The following is a 13,588-nucleotide window of genomic DNA, read 5'->3' as shown; positions in this document are numbered from 1 at the left end:
ATGAGCACTGAACTTAACACATCAAATACTACCCCAAGTCAGCTTCAGCTATTTTTACTGGCGCTTAGCTTTTTAACGCGCATACCCGTTAAATTAAACTTTGTAGTATCGAGCACGGCACTCAATCAGGCCAGCCGTTATTTTGCATTAGTCGGGGTGTTATTAGGTGTACTTTTAGCGCTAAGCTTTTTGTTGTTGAACTGGTTATTCCCCGCTGCTATAGCAATAGCGTTAGTTATGGCCTTTAGCTTGATAATTACTGGGGCATTTCATGAAGATGGCCTTGCTGATGTGTGGGATGGCTTTGGTGGTGGTTGGCACGTTGCAGATAAGCTCAACATTATGAAAGACAGTCGCTTAGGGACGTATGGTGCAGCGGCGTTAGTGATGGCTTTATTAATTAAGTACCAAACACTCGTCGCACTCACCGAAGCAACCAGTATTCTTGTTATTGCACTTGTTCTAGGGCAAAGCCTAAGCCGAGTTGTAGCAACAAGCTTAATTGCAGATATGGATTATGTAAGTCAGGATGCCACATCTAAAGTAAAACCAATAGCGATGCATTTAAGCACACAAAGTTATCAAATACTGCTAGCAACTGGCGGCGCAGTCTTGGCAATAGCATGGTTGTTTTTTGGCTTCACTCTAGGGCAATTACTGATACTCATTAGCGGGCTTTTTGTTACTCGATTATTATTAAAGCGCTGGTTTGAAAAACAATTATCTGGCTATACTGGCGATTGCCTAGGTGCTGCCCAGCAAGTGTCAGAGCTTGTTACCTACCTTTGCTTGGTGAGTCTATTATGAGCCAACAACATACTTTAATTTTAGGCGGTGCTCGCAGTGGTAAAAGTCGTTTTGCTGAGCAGTTGGCAACTAATTCAAACAAACCGCTTATCTACGTTGCTACCGCAAACGCTGGCGATGAGGAAATGGCTGCCCGAATTAGTAAACATCAAATAGAACGAAGTAAGCATTGGCAACTTGTTGAAGAGCCTTTGTATTTGGCTAAAGCACTACAACAACATAGCCGAGCTGAAAACTGTATTCTAGTGGACTGTTTAACCTTATGGTTGAGTAATTGCTTATGCCAGCATGGTGAGGCATTTTGGCTTGAGCAAAAAGCGGCCTTACTCGATGCGCTAGTGCAATTGCCGGGTGAGGTGATCTTGGTCAGCAATGAAGTGGGTCATGGTATCGTGCCGCTAGGTGAATTAAGCCGTCAGTTTGTTGATCATTCAGGTTGGTTGCATCAAGCCTTAGCACAGCAAGTTGCACGTGTTGAGTTTGTGATTGCAGGTCTTGCACAAACCTTAAAAAGAGAACAATGATGAAAACATTAATGGTGCAAGGCACGACCTCAGATGCAGGTAAAAGTACCCTTGTAGCAGCTCTTTGCCGGATCTTTGCAGAGCGAGGCATTAAGGTTGCCCCCTTTAAGCCACAAAATATGGCATTAAATAGCGCTGTAACCGCTGATGGTGGCGAGATAGGTCGAGCACAAGCTCTGCAGGCTATAGCAGCAAAAGTGCCCGCAGAAGTCGATTTTAACCCTATCTTGTTAAAGCCCAATAGCGATACAGGGGCGCAGGTTATCGTCCATGGCAAAGCGCTTTCGAATATGGAAGCGGGCAGTTACCACGATTATAAAAAAGTGGCCATGGATGCGGTTCTTACTTCGCAGCAGCGCTTAAGTGAGCGTTTTGAGTTATTGGTCGTTGAAGGAGCTGGCAGTCCTGCAGAAATCAACCTACGTGAAAATGACATTGCTAATATGGGTTACGCTGAAGCGGTGGACTGCCCGGTAATTATTATTGCTGATATCGACAAAGGCGGTGTGTTTGCTCACTTAGTTGGGACGTTAGCGTTATTGTCTGAGTCGGAGCAGGCGCGAGTTAAAGGCTTTGTAATTAACCGCTTTCGGGGTGATATTGCGTTATTGCAAGGCGGTTTAGATTGGTTAGAACAATATACAAATAAGCCCGTGCTTGGGGTTTTACCTTATTTACATGACTTAGCGTTAGATGCAGAGGATGCTGTTGCTATAAGTAATCAGGTCGATAAACCGCAATTACGGATAGCAGTTTTGTTATTGCCTCATATTAGTAATCATACCGACTTTGATGCACTGCGATTACAACCAGAAATCGATTTACAGTATGTACGTCATACTCAAGCTATTCCTAATGTCGATTTGATCATTATCCCTGGTAGCAAAAATGTTTTAAGTGACCTAGCCTTTTTAAAAAATGAAGGTTGGCATAAACAAATAACACGTCATTTACGCTATGGCGGTAAAATACTCGGTATATGTGGTGGACTACAAATGTTAGGCAATTACCTAGAAGATCCACATGCTGTTGAATCTAATTTAGGTAGTGCAGAAGGACTAGGGCTTGCTGACTTTAAAACGCAATTAGGGCAGCAAAAAGTACTAAGCCAAGTATCTGGCATACTTCATTTAAATAATAGCGATAACGCAATTTCAGGTTATGAAATTCACGCCGGGATAAGCCAAGGATCAGCACTTAAAAAGCCATTTTTGAGTTTTAATAATCACCCGAGTGGATTTAAAGAGGATGGTTTTATTAGCGATGATAACCAAGTGGCGGGTACTTACTTACACGGCTTGTTCGATACGCCAGAGGGCGTGGGCGAGTTAACAACTTGGCTTGCTCCAAATAGCCAAATTAAGCCAATTGATATTAATTTAAACCGTGAACAACAGTTAAGCCGTTTAGCGAACGTGGTAGCAGAGAATCTCGATATTGAACAAATCATCAATATTTATGAGAACTTCAATTTAGAGCATAAGGAACAACAATGAGCGAACAGAATCAAGATAAGCACCAACAACGCCAGCAAAAAGTAAAAGAAAAAGTAGACGAACGTATTGCTGCGGCACAAAAAGAGCAGGGGATTTTTCAAGTTATAACTGGCAACGGTAAGGGCAAATCTACCTCTGGTTTTGGCACTGTAGCACGTGCGGTAGGTCACGGAATGAAAGCGGCTGTGTGCCAGTTTATTAAAGGCACATGGGAGTGTGGTGAACGTAACTTACTCGAAAAAGCTGGGGTTGAATTTGTCATTATGAACACAGGTTTTACCTGGGAAACACAAAATAAAGAGTCAGATACCGCTGCTGCGCAAGTGACATGGCAAGAAGCAAAAAGAATGCTGAAGGATGAGTCGATTAACCTCGTTATGCTAGACGAAATAACCTACATGATCACCTACGGCTATATTGATTTAGACGAAGTGCTAGAGGCAATTAGCTCTCGCCCTGCTATGCAATCGGTGATTATTACAGGTCGTGGTGCGCACCGTAAACTAACCGACTTAGCTGATACAGTCAGTGAAGTCAGAAACGTAAAACATGCTTTTGATGCCGGTATCAAAGCGCAAAAAGGATTCGATTATTAACATGAAGGCCATTAAGTTTGCACTCTTAGGTTTTTTATTTTATTTACCGGCACTTACACAGGCCCATGAAATAAACAAGCCACAGCGCATTGTTGCTTTAGCGCCGCATATCGTTGAAAACCTGTTTGCGATTGGTGCAGGTGAGCGCATTGTTGGTACCGTTGACTATGCTGACTTTCCTTTGCAAGCGAATGATATTGAACGAGTAGGTGGTTATTACGGCATTAACATGGAAAAACTGTTGTCGTTAAAACCGGATCTTGTACTAGCTTGGAAAACGGGTAACAAAGCTGAAGATCTCGCTTATATTGAAAAGCTAGGTATTCCAGTTGCTTACAGTAATCCTAATCAGGTTGATAATGTTGCCGATGAACTACGTAAACTGGGTACGCTTACGCATTTGCAAACAAAGGCAAATAAAGTTGCCAAAGAGTTTGAAGATAAACTCAATGCTATTCGTACAGCTCAAAAGGGCAAACCGAAAGTGTCGGTGTTTTATCAATTATGGCCTGAACCTATGATGACAGTTGGTGGAAACACTTGGATCAATCAGCTATTAACCATTTGCCATGCCGACAATGTGTTTGCTAATAGTGATACCGACTATCCGCGTATTAGTATTGAAAATGTATTGGTTGCCAAACCTGAAGTGGTGATTATTCCAGATGAAAAATCGAAAAAGCCTCAGCCTAAAATTGATTGGCGCCAATGGCCCGAATTGCCAGCGGTGCAGCATAACCAGTTTATTAGTGTGAACGCTGACTTATTGCACCGTTTTACAACTCGTATGCTTGATGGCTTGACTGATATGTGTGGTAAAATAGACATTTCTCGTCAGCAAATACAGGCTTCAAAATGATCGACTGGCAAACATTTCTAGATACCGAACTTGCGAAACCTTACATGCAAGAAACCTTGCAATATGTGGCAGATAGGCGAGCAGAGGGTGTTACCGTTTATCCAAAAGATGAGCAGGTTTTCTCTGCTTTTGATGTCACACCACTAAATGAAATCAAAGTGGTTATTTTAGGGCAAGACCCATACCACGGAGAAGGTCAAGCCCATGGTCTTTGTTTTTCGGTATTGCCTGAAGTTAAAAAGTTACCTCCGTCATTGAAAAATATGTTCAAAGAATTGGCGACAGATATTGAAGGTTTTGAGATACCACATCATGGTTATTTGCAAAGTTGGGCAGAACAAGGTGTGTTTTTACTCAACACTGTACTGACTGTTGAGCAAGGGCAGGCTCATTCTCATAAGCACCTTGGCTGGGAGCAATTTACCGATGCAGTGATTGCGCTTATCAACCAGCACTGTGACGGTGTGGTGTTTGTATTATGGGGTGCACATGCTCAGAAAAAAGGTAAACACATAGATACCTCGCGTCATCATGTGATTCAAGGTCCGCATCCATCACCGCTTTCTGCTCATCGTGGCTTTTTTGGTTGTCAGCATTTTTCAAAGGCAAACCAGCTACTTATTGATCAAAACAAAGTGCCGATCAATTGGTCGTTGCCACAAATTCTATAGCACAAATGCAAAAGGCCCTTGCGGGCCTTTAATTAAAAGTCTAATTCATCAAGCTCAACGCTGTCTGTGAAATAGTCTAACTCCTGTAGTTCTTTGCGAAGTCTATGCTTATCTTTTAGAGCTTCGATTTCGCGCCATTTTCTCTTTTTATTTTTTGTAGAGGTCTTTTTTGTTGTGCTAGGACCTTCTAATATTTCTAAAATATCGTCTAGGCTATCCATGAACTTCTCCTATTGATTTTTTGAACCTCGGAAATACCTATACCACAGGCTGCTCAAAAATAGAATAAAAAAGTGACAATACTGTTACAGAAGTGTGATTGATAGATGAATAGATCAAAGGTTTAGTTATTTTAGAAACAAAAACGCCACCTAGCGGTGGCGTTTCAAAAAATGCTGTAATTTAAATTACATTGCTTTAAAACGAGCTTCTAATTCAAGCTGCGCTTGTGCAAAAGAACGAATACCCTCAGCAAGCTTTTCTGTTGCCATCGCGTCTTGGTTATGTAACCAACGGAACTGGCTTTCAGTCAGTGGTGCTGGTTTTTCTTCAACAGCAAAGTCGCTTTCTAATAAGTACTCTTGTGCATCAGTTAATTGGCCAAGCTCTTCTAAAAGTGCAGGGCTGATAGTTAACTTATCACAGCCAGTAAGCGCGATGATCTCGCCTGTGTTACGGAAGCTTGCGCCCATAACTACAGTTTTGTAATCATGGCGTTTGTAGAACTCGTAAATGCTACGTACTGATTGCACGCCTGGATCGTTTAGCGGATCAGTTGGTTTTTCCATACCATTAGCAACATGCCAATCCAGGATACGGCCAACGAATGGTGAAATTAAAAATACATTCGCATCGGCACATGCGCGAGCTTGTGCTTCAGAGAATAACAGCGTTAAGTTACACTTAGTGCCTTCTTTTTCAAGCTGTTCAGCGGCTTTGATGCCTTCCCACGTTGATGCAACTTTGATTAGGATTTTATCTTTGCTAACACCTTCTTTTTCGTAAAGGCTTAGTAAAGTGTGGGCTTTATCGATAGTCGCTTGGGTATCAAATGATAAACGTGCGTCTACTTCTGTTGAGATATAGCCCGGTACGATTTCGCTAATTTCTTTACCAATTAATACAGCAAAGTAATCACATGCTAACTCAAGTTGTTTAGCTGCATCTTGCTCGGTTTCTTTGGCATATTGCCACGCTTTATCTAAATAAGGCTTATACGCTTCAATTTCACTGGCTTTTAAAAGTAGAGATGGGTTTGTTGTTGCATCTTCTGGTTGGTGCTTTTTGATAGCTTCGATATCACCCGTATCTGCAACAATAGATGAATGTTGTTTAAGCCTTTGTAGTGCTGAAGTCATTTGCTTTCCTCATTCCAAGCAAGTTAAAAGAAAATCCATTATAGCGGCCTTTATGCTGCAACACTATGACAGTGTTTAATAGGTCAAATGTCCTTAATACAGAAAACTAGAACATTATGTATGAAAGAACAGCGGATAAAGGCAGGACGAAACAAAACGTGCATTTTGATTCAATTAATGTTGAAATTGACATCAAACAAATTACAAGTCAATAGCTAAGTATGATCACTGTTATTTCACCTGCAAAAAATTTAGATTATGAAACACCAGCCACGACCGATAAATTCACTCAACCTGAATTACTCGAGCACAGCGAAGAGTTAATGTCAGTTTGCCGTGATTTAACCCCAGCCCAAATTGGCAGCCTAATGAAAATCAGCGATAAACTAGCGGGTTTGAATGCGGCACGTTTCGCCGAGTGGTCACAGCCATTTACGCAACATAACGCAAAACAAGCAGTGCTAGCCTTTAATGGTGATGTGTACGGTGGATTAGATGCACAAACTCTTAGTGATGCCGACCTAGATTACGCAAAGTCGCACTTACGTATTTTGTCTGGCCTTTATGGTGTACTGAAGCCATTAGATTTAATGCAAGCTTACCGCCTTGAAATGGGCACTAAACTAGAAAACCCACGTGGTAAAAACTTATACCAGTTTTGGGGCAGTGTTATCGCCGAAAAGCTTAATACTGTGCTTGCTGAACAAGATAGCAAATATTTGGTAAACCTTGCTTCGAATGAGTATTTTAAAGCGGTTGATAAAAAAGCCTTAAACGCTCAAATTATTACTCCACATTTTAAAGACTGTAAAAACGGCCAATATAAAGTGATCAGCTTTTATGCGAAAAAAGCTCGCGGCATGATGGCACGTTACATCATTGAAAATAAAATTACCCAATTAAGTGATTTAAAAGATTTCACCGTTGCAGGTTATTACTTTAGCAGCGATGCAACAGCAAAAGAATTAGAGCCTGTTTTCTTACGGGAAGAGCAGAACTAATTTTTTAGTAAAATGAATTAGAAGAGCCGTGCTAAGCACGGCTTTTTTGTGCCTGTATGAAACTGGCGTTTATTTTGCAGACCACTCGCTATGTTTCTTAAATGATCAGGTAATCGTATGTTAAAAATACCAACCGTAGGTGAGGCCGAAAAACTTATAGAAGAAAAACTCGGTGGCTGGGTTGATATCATTATAAGCCATATTCCAAACTTTATTGTCGCAGTAGTCATCACTATCGTATTTTCATTACTGGCGCGTATCGTTGGCTCAATGCTTAGAAAGCTATTACGCCGCTCGTTAGAGTCTTCGCAAATAGCAGACTTAATGTCATCGATAGCCAAGGTTATTGTGTTATGTGTAGGCTTATTCGTAGCTCTTGATTTCCTGGGCCTCAGAGGCACGGTCACCTCATTACTTGCCGGTGCTGGTATTGTTGGTCTTGCGATTGGTTTTGCCTTTCAGGATATGACAGAGAATCTTATAGCAGGTATTGCTATGGGGATCCGCAAACCATTTAAAACAGGTGATGTAATTCGCACCGAAAGCGTGTTCGGTACAGTACGGGCGATTAATCTTAGAAACACCCTCATTGAGAATTTTTATGGGCAACTTATCTTAGTGCCTAACAAGATTCTATTTAGAAATATACTCAGTAATTACAGCACGTTAGGTGTACGTCGTATTGAGGTGCCAGTGGGTATTTCGTATGCTGACGACCCAGAACAAGCCGCAGAAGTGATTGTTAAAAAAATCAATGAGTTTGATTTTGTTATTAAACAAGAAGAAACCGCCGTTTACGCCGAAAGCTTTGGTGATAGCAGCGTTAACCTACTGGTTTGGTTTTGGATTAAATACCCTGGCGAAGCGGATTTCATGACCGTTCGTCACAAGGCTGTTGTGGCAGTAAGAAACGCGCTAAGTGAAGCTGACATGACCATTCCATTCCCAATCCGCACGTTAGATTTTGGTATCAAAGGCGGTGAGAAATTAAACGCCATGATAAGCGAAAAACACCAAGATAAAGACGCTGAGGCACCGCAAACCGATGAGTAAAATTTACTGACTCATCGGCGTGATTTACACAGGGAAGTATGGCTGAGGAGGGGGGGGAGTTTATTTTCGCCGACATAGAGTGAATCGTTTTTGCCTCTAAAAACTTTTTGTCCAAATACAAGCTTGTTCTCATTTTTACTGTTTTTTTAGAAATGATTGGTGTTTTATTTGTTAGAAATAAGCCATCGCGCGAAATAAATTTCACGCCCACGGTGAGCTATTTTTGACTTAGAGCTTAAAATTTACGTTTTATAGCTAGGTTCCCGTGTTGGGTTTCGCTGCGCTCAAACCAACCTACCTTAAAGTTTTGTCCTACAAAAAAAGCGCAAGCAGTTTAACTGTTTGCGCTTTTTTTATTCGATATGCCAACGATTAGTGAAGGATACGTGCTCTGATTGTACCTTCAACTGCACTTAGCTCTTTAAGAGCGACTTCTGATTGGTCTGTATCTACATCAATTACTACGTAACCAATTGATTCATCAGTTTGTAGGTACTGGGCTGCGATATTAATGCCGTGCTGTGCAAACGCTTGGTTAATTTGCGTTAGAACACCTGGGCGGTTGTGGTGTACGTGTAATAAACGGCTGCGGTTTGCAAGCTCAGGTAATGATACTTCAGGGAAGTTAACTGCTGTAATAGTTGAACCATTATCTGAGTACTTAGCAAGTTTGCCTGCTACTTCAATACCAATATTTTCTTGTGCTTCTTGTGTTGAACCACCAATGTGTGGAGTCAAAATCACGTTATCGAACTCGCGCAGCGGTGATACGAACTCTTCATCATTTGATTTTGGTTCTACAGGGAACACGTCGATTGCTGCGCCGCTCAGCTTTTTATCACGCAGTGATTCTGCTAGAGCATCAATATCAACAACAGTACCGCGAGAAGCATTGATCAAGATGGCACCTTGCTTCATTACTTCAAGCTCTGCCATACCAATTAGGTTCTTCGTTTGCGGTGTTTCTGGTACGTGTAAGCTAATAACATCGGCACGTTGTAATAACTGAGTTAGGTTATGAACTTGCGTTGCATTACCCAGTGTTAGTTTGTCTTCGATATCGTAAAACTCAACGTTCATACCGATATTTTCAGCCATGATACCTAGTTGTGTACCAATGTGGCCGTAACCAATAATACCTAACGTTTTACCACGTGCTTCGAATGAACCGTTGGCTGATTTTAACCAACCACCGCGGTGCGCTAGGGCATTACGCTCTGGAATACCACGAAGTAATAATAAGATTTCACCAAGTACTAATTCTGCCACAGAGCGTGTGTTTGAGAATGGCGCGTTAAATACCGCAATACCACGTTCACGGGCACCTTGCAGGTCGACTTGGTTAGTCCCGATACAGAAGCAGCCGATTGCGACTAGCTTTTCAGCTGCTTCTAATACCGCTTCATTAATATGAGTGCGAGAGCGAAGGCCTACAAAATGCACATCTTTAATGCGCTCAATGAGCTCGTCTTCAGGTAAGGATGTTTTTACGTAATCAATATTACTGTAGCCATTACGCTTAAGCGTTTCTACAGCACTTTGGTGCACGCCTTCCAGCAAGAGAATTTTAATTTTGTCTTTTGCTAACGATACCTTACTCATATCCTCATTCCTATTTACTTTATTTGCGGCCCATTTTTGGTGCCGATAATGACTTTATCTGCGCCACGATGGGCAAATAAGCCGTTTGTTACTACGCCAACAATCTGGTTGATTGTTAGTTCTAATTCTTTGGCGTTGCTGATATCTAAATTGTGCACGTCTAAAATGACGTTACCGTTATCTGTTACAACACCTTCACGGTAAACAGGGTCACCGCCTAGTTTTACTAGTTCACGAGCTACATAGCTGCGTGCCATTGGGATCACTTCAACCGGTAGTGGAAATGCGCCTAATGTTGTAACTTCTTTAGATTCATCAACAATACAAACAAATTGTTTTGCTACCGCTGAAACGATTTTCTCGCGTGTCAGCGCTGCACCACCGCCTTTGATCATTTCATTTTGTGGGTTGATTTCGTCTGCGCCATCAACATACACATCAAGGCTTGATACATCGTTTAGCTCGAATACTTCTATACCCAGTGCTTTTAACTTTTCAGTTGAAGCCTCAGAGCTAGAAACCGCACCAGTAATGGTGTCTTTTACTGTATCTAGTGCATCAATAAAGTGATTCACTGTAGAGCCTGTACCTACACCAACAATGGTATTTTCGTTTACAAACTCAAGGGCTGCCCAGGCAGCGGCTTTTTTTAATTCATCTTGCGTCATAATTATGTGCTCAGTTAGCTGTCAGAGAGGGTCTATAGTATACAAACAGTTTGCTTACCATTGGTAGATTTTCTCTGGGGTTATAATGTGTTTTAACGGTACATCCCACGATTCAATAGGCAATGCTGGAACATGCTGACATTGATGGGCAAGGCCGATCAAAATCGGTTTTTGCCAGTTTTCTTGGTAATACCGAGCCAACGTTTTGTCATAAAACCCGCCGCCCATTCCTAAACGGTTACCTTGATCATCAAATGCCACTAATGGCATAAGTAAAATATCAAGCTTGTCTAGAGGACATATTTGACTGCAATTTAACTTGGGTTCCAAGATACCATAGCGGTTTGCAGTCATGGGTGAATTTTCTTCATACCTTTGAAAGTATAAAGTTGCACCATTGAAGGGGTGGATTATAGGCAGGTATAAATGCTGTCCTTGCGCCCATAATTCTTTAATTAACAATGAGGTGTCTAACTCTCCGTCATTACTAAAATAAATGCCGATATGGGCGTTTTTAGGTGTTTTTAACGATTTTAAGTGTTGAGTAAAATTCACTTTTAGCGCAATTGCTGCATTTTTTTGTTGTTCAACAGTCAGTGAATTGCGCTTTTTTCGAATGGATTGTCTGATTTCTGCTCGTGTGTTGCTCATGTCAATATTAGTGTTAACTTTCTAAAAAGGAGAAAAGTTCAGGAAAAAGCTCCACTACACCCAAAATGATTAATAATAAAATGACCATCGCAATAAGCGAATAGAGTAGTGTGTTTGAGCGTTTTTTAACGGGCTCTGTTAATTCGTCTTCAAGCAGCAGAGCATCTTCTTGCCAGCTATCGTCGCTATCAGCAACACTATTATTTTCTGGCTCAGGTAAACGTTGCTCTAGGTCATCTAGCTTTTCTTCTAGGCGAATAAGGCTACTGGTAATGTAATCGAGGGCATCGAAAATACGTTCTTCACGCTCTTTGGCTTGTGCGGCTAAATTTGTTGATTGGCTGCTGGTGGCTGTTTGATTAACGCTTTGGAGTTTAGCTTTAATGCCTACACTGGCAAGCAACTTAGCTTGTTTAAGTGCTTTATCTTGCTCGCTCGGCGCAAATAATGGCTTATGCTCAAACAGGGTCGCTACTTTGTCTGTTGTTGTTTTTAGTTTTGCGGCTAGTTGTTCTGTTGCTTGTGTTTGGTCGACACCGGCTTCAAGGCCTGCAAACATCACACGAAATTTTTCTGCCATTTGCTGATTATCCAAATCCTTAAATCAATGACTTGAGTATATACCCAAATAGATTGGTGGAAAAACAAAAGCCCGCATAAAACGGGCTTTTTCTATTATGGGTTTGCAAATACGCTGTTTAGTATTTTGCTGATTTGCTTTCGGCTGGTAGTGATTTAAGGATAAAATCACGTAAGTCATTATTTGATGACTCTAAATCAGCATGACGTAAATACATCATGTGACCACTACGATAGCCTTTAAAGCTTAAGCGATCTTTCATTTTGCCACTTGGATCTAACTGCCACATTGTGTATTTAGCATCAAAGTAGTTTGTTGCACCGTCGTAGTAGCCAGATTGGATCATCACGTTTAAGTATGGGTTTTGTGCCATTGCTAAACGTAAGTTTTCACCTGTGTTGTTGCCTGAGCGGTCCCAAGGGTGAACATTACCAAATAGGTTATATTTGATATCTGTTTTGTAGTTAAGCTCTTCACGAAGATAATAGTTAATTGCAGGCGTGAATGAGTGTAACCAAGAAGTCAGTTCTGCCCAGTAATCAGGAGACTCACCTGCATCACGTTTGTCGATACCTAGGTAACGAGAATCTAAACGACCCACTGTTTGGCCGCGCTCACGTAATAACTCTTTCCAAAAGAAATTAGTTGGAATATCAAGGTTGTTTTGCTCAACAAACTTCTCAGATAAGCCTGCGTATTTTGCTGCTTGCTTAATGATTGCTCGCTTTTCATCTGCAGGTAAAAAACCACCTTTAGCAATTGCTGGTAAAAACTTATTAACGGTGAACTGTTCAACTTCAGGTAGTAACTCGTCTAAGTCTTTTGCTTGTAAGTCTGCGCTGAGGGCTTTGTGGTACCAAGCTGTCGCTGCAAAGTAAGGTAGGCGATTAGCTGCTTCTACCGGGCCTTCTCGTTTAATACCAATTTCAGTTGGTGATACTAAAATAACGCCGTTGATATACATCCATTGGCGATTTTGTAATTCGTGAGCAAGACCAGATACACGCGTTGTACCATAGCTCTCACCAATTAAGAACTTAGGCGAACGCCAGCGCTCGTTGCGAGAAACAAAAGTATTTAACCACTCTGCTAAGTATTTGATGTCAGCGTTAACACCAAAGAACATTTTTTGTTGTTCTGATTTACTCGGCAGCTCACCTTTTTCGTTTTCAAGAACACGTGAGTAACCCGTGTTAACTGGGTTGATATAAACAATATCAGCCACGTCTAAAATAGAGTAAGGGTTATCTTTTACGCCATAAGGTTGAACTGGGTAGCCTTCGTCATCAATTTTTAATACACGTGGTCCAGTATAGGCAAGGTGCATCCATACTGATGCAGAGCCTGGGCCACCATTGAAAGAAAAGACCAAAGGACGTTTTGTTCTATCGTCTACTTTATCACGGGTATAATAAGTATATTGAAGCGTTGCTACGGCATCACCTTGTTCATTCCAAACCGGTTGTGTGCCAGTGGTTGCGGTATATGAAAAGCGCTCACCATTAATGCGAGCTTTATGCTCTGTCACTACTTTGCTGTCAACGTCAATACGACGTCCATTATCTGCAAAGCTTGGAGTACTGAAGGTCAGTGTTAGTGCTGTCACTGACAAGCCAATAAAACTAACTAGTTTCATGTTGATTCCTTATTATTCGAATTGCAGCTATTAAAAAGTAAAGCCAACTCGATGACAAACTAATGAGACTAGTGACCAATATTAGC

General features: G+C 41.4%; 15 protein-coding genes. 8 read left to right on the top strand and 7 right to left on the bottom strand.

Features of this window, described 5'->3' with window-relative positions:
* From EVU92_RS00135 to ung, 6 genes are read left to right on the top strand one after another with little or no spacing between them, the layout of a single operon-like run.
* Entirely contained in the window at window positions 1–807 is an 807-nt protein-coding gene (locus EVU92_RS00135) for an adenosylcobinamide-GDP ribazoletransferase (RefSeq protein WP_130049540.1), read from the top strand.
* On the top strand, window positions 804–1,331 hold the full coding sequence (gene cobU, locus EVU92_RS00130) for a bifunctional adenosylcobinamide kinase/adenosylcobinamide-phosphate guanylyltransferase (RefSeq protein ID WP_130049539.1): 528 nt from the start codon (window positions 804–806) through the stop codon (window positions 1,329–1,331). The genes EVU92_RS00135 and cobU overlap by 4 nt, the downstream gene beginning before the upstream one ends.
* Complete coding sequence (locus EVU92_RS00125; RefSeq protein ID WP_130052192.1) at window positions 1,331–2,827, top strand: cobyric acid synthase; 1,497 nt, start codon at window positions 1,331–1,333, stop codon at window positions 2,825–2,827. Before cobU ends, EVU92_RS00125 begins: the two co-directional genes overlap by 1 nt.
* A complete protein-coding gene (gene cobO / locus EVU92_RS00120) occupies window positions 2,824–3,423 on the top strand; it encodes a cob(I)yrinic acid a,c-diamide adenosyltransferase (RefSeq protein ID WP_130049538.1) in 600 nt (199 codons plus the stop codon). Before EVU92_RS00125 ends, cobO begins: the two co-directional genes overlap by 4 nt.
* A 1-nt stretch (window position 3,424) precedes the next feature.
* Entirely contained in the window at window positions 3,425–4,282 is an 858-nt protein-coding gene (locus EVU92_RS00115; protein WP_130049537.1) for a cobalamin-binding protein, read from the top strand.
* Window positions 4,279–4,953: a uracil-DNA glycosylase gene (gene ung / locus EVU92_RS00110; RefSeq protein ID WP_130049536.1), complete on the top strand. Its 675-nt coding sequence runs from the start codon at window positions 4,279–4,281 to the stop codon at window positions 4,951–4,953. The genes EVU92_RS00115 and ung overlap by 4 nt, the downstream gene beginning before the upstream one ends.
* Before the next feature lie 32 nt (window positions 4,954–4,985).
* Here the strand turns inward: ung and EVU92_RS00105 are convergent, their stop codons facing one another.
* Entirely contained in the window at window positions 4,986–5,174 is a 189-nt protein-coding gene (locus EVU92_RS00105; RefSeq protein ID WP_054554247.1) for a DUF3545 family protein, read from the bottom strand.
* Between the two features lie 186 nt (window positions 5,175–5,360).
* The gene (tal, locus tag EVU92_RS00100; RefSeq protein WP_130049535.1) at window positions 5,361–6,311 is read right to left on the bottom strand and encodes a transaldolase; all 951 of its coding nucleotides are present in this window, start codon (window positions 6,309–6,311) and stop codon (window positions 5,361–5,363) included.
* Between the two features lie 221 nt (window positions 6,312–6,532).
* Between tal and yaaA the strand changes: the two genes are divergently transcribed.
* Both yaaA and EVU92_RS00090 read left to right on the top strand, forming a co-directional pair.
* A complete protein-coding gene (gene yaaA / locus EVU92_RS00095) occupies window positions 6,533–7,312 on the top strand; it encodes a peroxide stress protein YaaA (RefSeq protein WP_130049534.1) in 780 nt (259 codons plus the stop codon).
* Between the two features lie 117 nt (window positions 7,313–7,429).
* Window positions 7,430–8,365, top strand: a complete 936-nt coding sequence (locus EVU92_RS00090; RefSeq protein WP_130049533.1) for a mechanosensitive ion channel family protein — start codon at window positions 7,430–7,432, stop codon at window positions 8,363–8,365.
* Between the two features lie 372 nt (window positions 8,366–8,737).
* Here the strand turns inward: EVU92_RS00090 and serA are convergent, their stop codons facing one another.
* The 5 genes from serA to EVU92_RS00065 form a co-directional block, all read right to left on the bottom strand.
* Entirely contained in the window at window positions 8,738–9,967 is a 1,230-nt protein-coding gene (gene serA, locus EVU92_RS00085; RefSeq protein ID WP_054554254.1) for a phosphoglycerate dehydrogenase, read from the bottom strand.
* Window positions 9,968–9,981: 14 nt separating this feature from the next.
* The gene (gene rpiA / locus EVU92_RS00080) at window positions 9,982–10,635 is read right to left on the bottom strand and encodes a ribose-5-phosphate isomerase RpiA (RefSeq protein WP_130049532.1); all 654 of its coding nucleotides are present in this window, start codon (window positions 10,633–10,635) and stop codon (window positions 9,982–9,984) included.
* A 54-nt stretch (window positions 10,636–10,689) separates the two neighbouring features.
* Window positions 10,690–11,286, bottom strand: a complete 597-nt coding sequence (locus tag EVU92_RS00075; protein WP_130049531.1) for a 5-formyltetrahydrofolate cyclo-ligase — start codon at window positions 11,284–11,286, stop codon at window positions 10,690–10,692.
* Between the two features lie 13 nt (window positions 11,287–11,299).
* Window positions 11,300–11,866, bottom strand: coding sequence for a hypothetical protein (locus EVU92_RS00070; protein WP_130049530.1), 567 nt, complete (start codon window positions 11,864–11,866; stop codon window positions 11,300–11,302).
* Between the two features lie 118 nt (window positions 11,867–11,984).
* Window positions 11,985–13,502, bottom strand: coding sequence for a carboxypeptidase (locus EVU92_RS00065; protein WP_130049529.1), 1,518 nt, complete (start codon window positions 13,500–13,502; stop codon window positions 11,985–11,987).
* Window positions 13,503–13,588 lie beyond the last annotated feature (86 nt).

Source organism: Pseudoalteromonas sp. MEBiC 03485 (genome assembly GCF_004195145.1).
Classification (GTDB): Bacteria; Pseudomonadota; Gammaproteobacteria; order Enterobacterales; family Alteromonadaceae; genus Pseudoalteromonas; species Pseudoalteromonas apostichopi.
Note: the sequence above shows the minus strand (reverse complement) of the source record. Positions and strands in the feature narration are given on the sequence as shown.

Bases quoted from the DNA above. Each gene is read 5' to 3' on its own strand.
- EVU92_RS00115 (WP_130049537.1), top strand. From the start codon at position 3,425: ATGAAGGCCATTAAGTTTGCACTCTTAGGTTTTTTATTTTATTTACCG.
- EVU92_RS00105 (WP_054554247.1), bottom strand. From the start codon at position 5,174: ATGGATAGCCTAGACGATATTTTAGAAATATTAGAAGGTCCTAGCACA.
- cobU (WP_130049539.1), top strand. From the start codon at position 804: ATGAGCCAACAACATACTTTAATTTTAGGCGGTGCTCGCAGTGGTAAA.
- tal (WP_130049535.1), bottom strand. From the start codon at position 6,311: ATGACTTCAGCACTACAAAGGCTTAAACAACATTCATCTATTGTTGCA.
- EVU92_RS00125 (WP_130052192.1), top strand. From the start codon at position 1,331: ATGAAAACATTAATGGTGCAAGGCACGACCTCAGATGCAGGTAAAAGT.
- serA (WP_054554254.1), bottom strand. From the start codon at position 9,967: ATGAGTAAGGTATCGTTAGCAAAAGACAAAATTAAAATTCTCTTGCTG.
- cobO (WP_130049538.1), top strand. From the start codon at position 2,824: ATGAGCGAACAGAATCAAGATAAGCACCAACAACGCCAGCAAAAAGTA.
- yaaA (WP_130049534.1), top strand. From the start codon at position 6,533: ATGATCACTGTTATTTCACCTGCAAAAAATTTAGATTATGAAACACCA.
- ung (WP_130049536.1), top strand. From the start codon at position 4,279: ATGATCGACTGGCAAACATTTCTAGATACCGAACTTGCGAAACCTTAC.
- EVU92_RS00070 (WP_130049530.1), bottom strand. From the start codon at position 11,866: ATGGCAGAAAAATTTCGTGTGATGTTTGCAGGCCTTGAAGCCGGTGTC.
- EVU92_RS00075 (WP_130049531.1), bottom strand. From the start codon at position 11,286: ATGAGCAACACACGAGCAGAAATCAGACAATCCATTCGAAAAAAGCGC.
- EVU92_RS00065 (WP_130049529.1), bottom strand. From the start codon at position 13,502: ATGAAACTAGTTAGTTTTATTGGCTTGTCAGTGACAGCACTAACACTG.
- rpiA (WP_130049532.1), bottom strand. From the start codon at position 10,635: ATGACGCAAGATGAATTAAAAAAAGCCGCTGCCTGGGCAGCCCTTGAG.
- EVU92_RS00090 (WP_130049533.1), top strand. From the start codon at position 7,430: ATGTTAAAAATACCAACCGTAGGTGAGGCCGAAAAACTTATAGAAGAA.
- EVU92_RS00135 (WP_130049540.1), top strand. From the start codon at position 1: ATGAGCACTGAACTTAACACATCAAATACTACCCCAAGTCAGCTTCAG.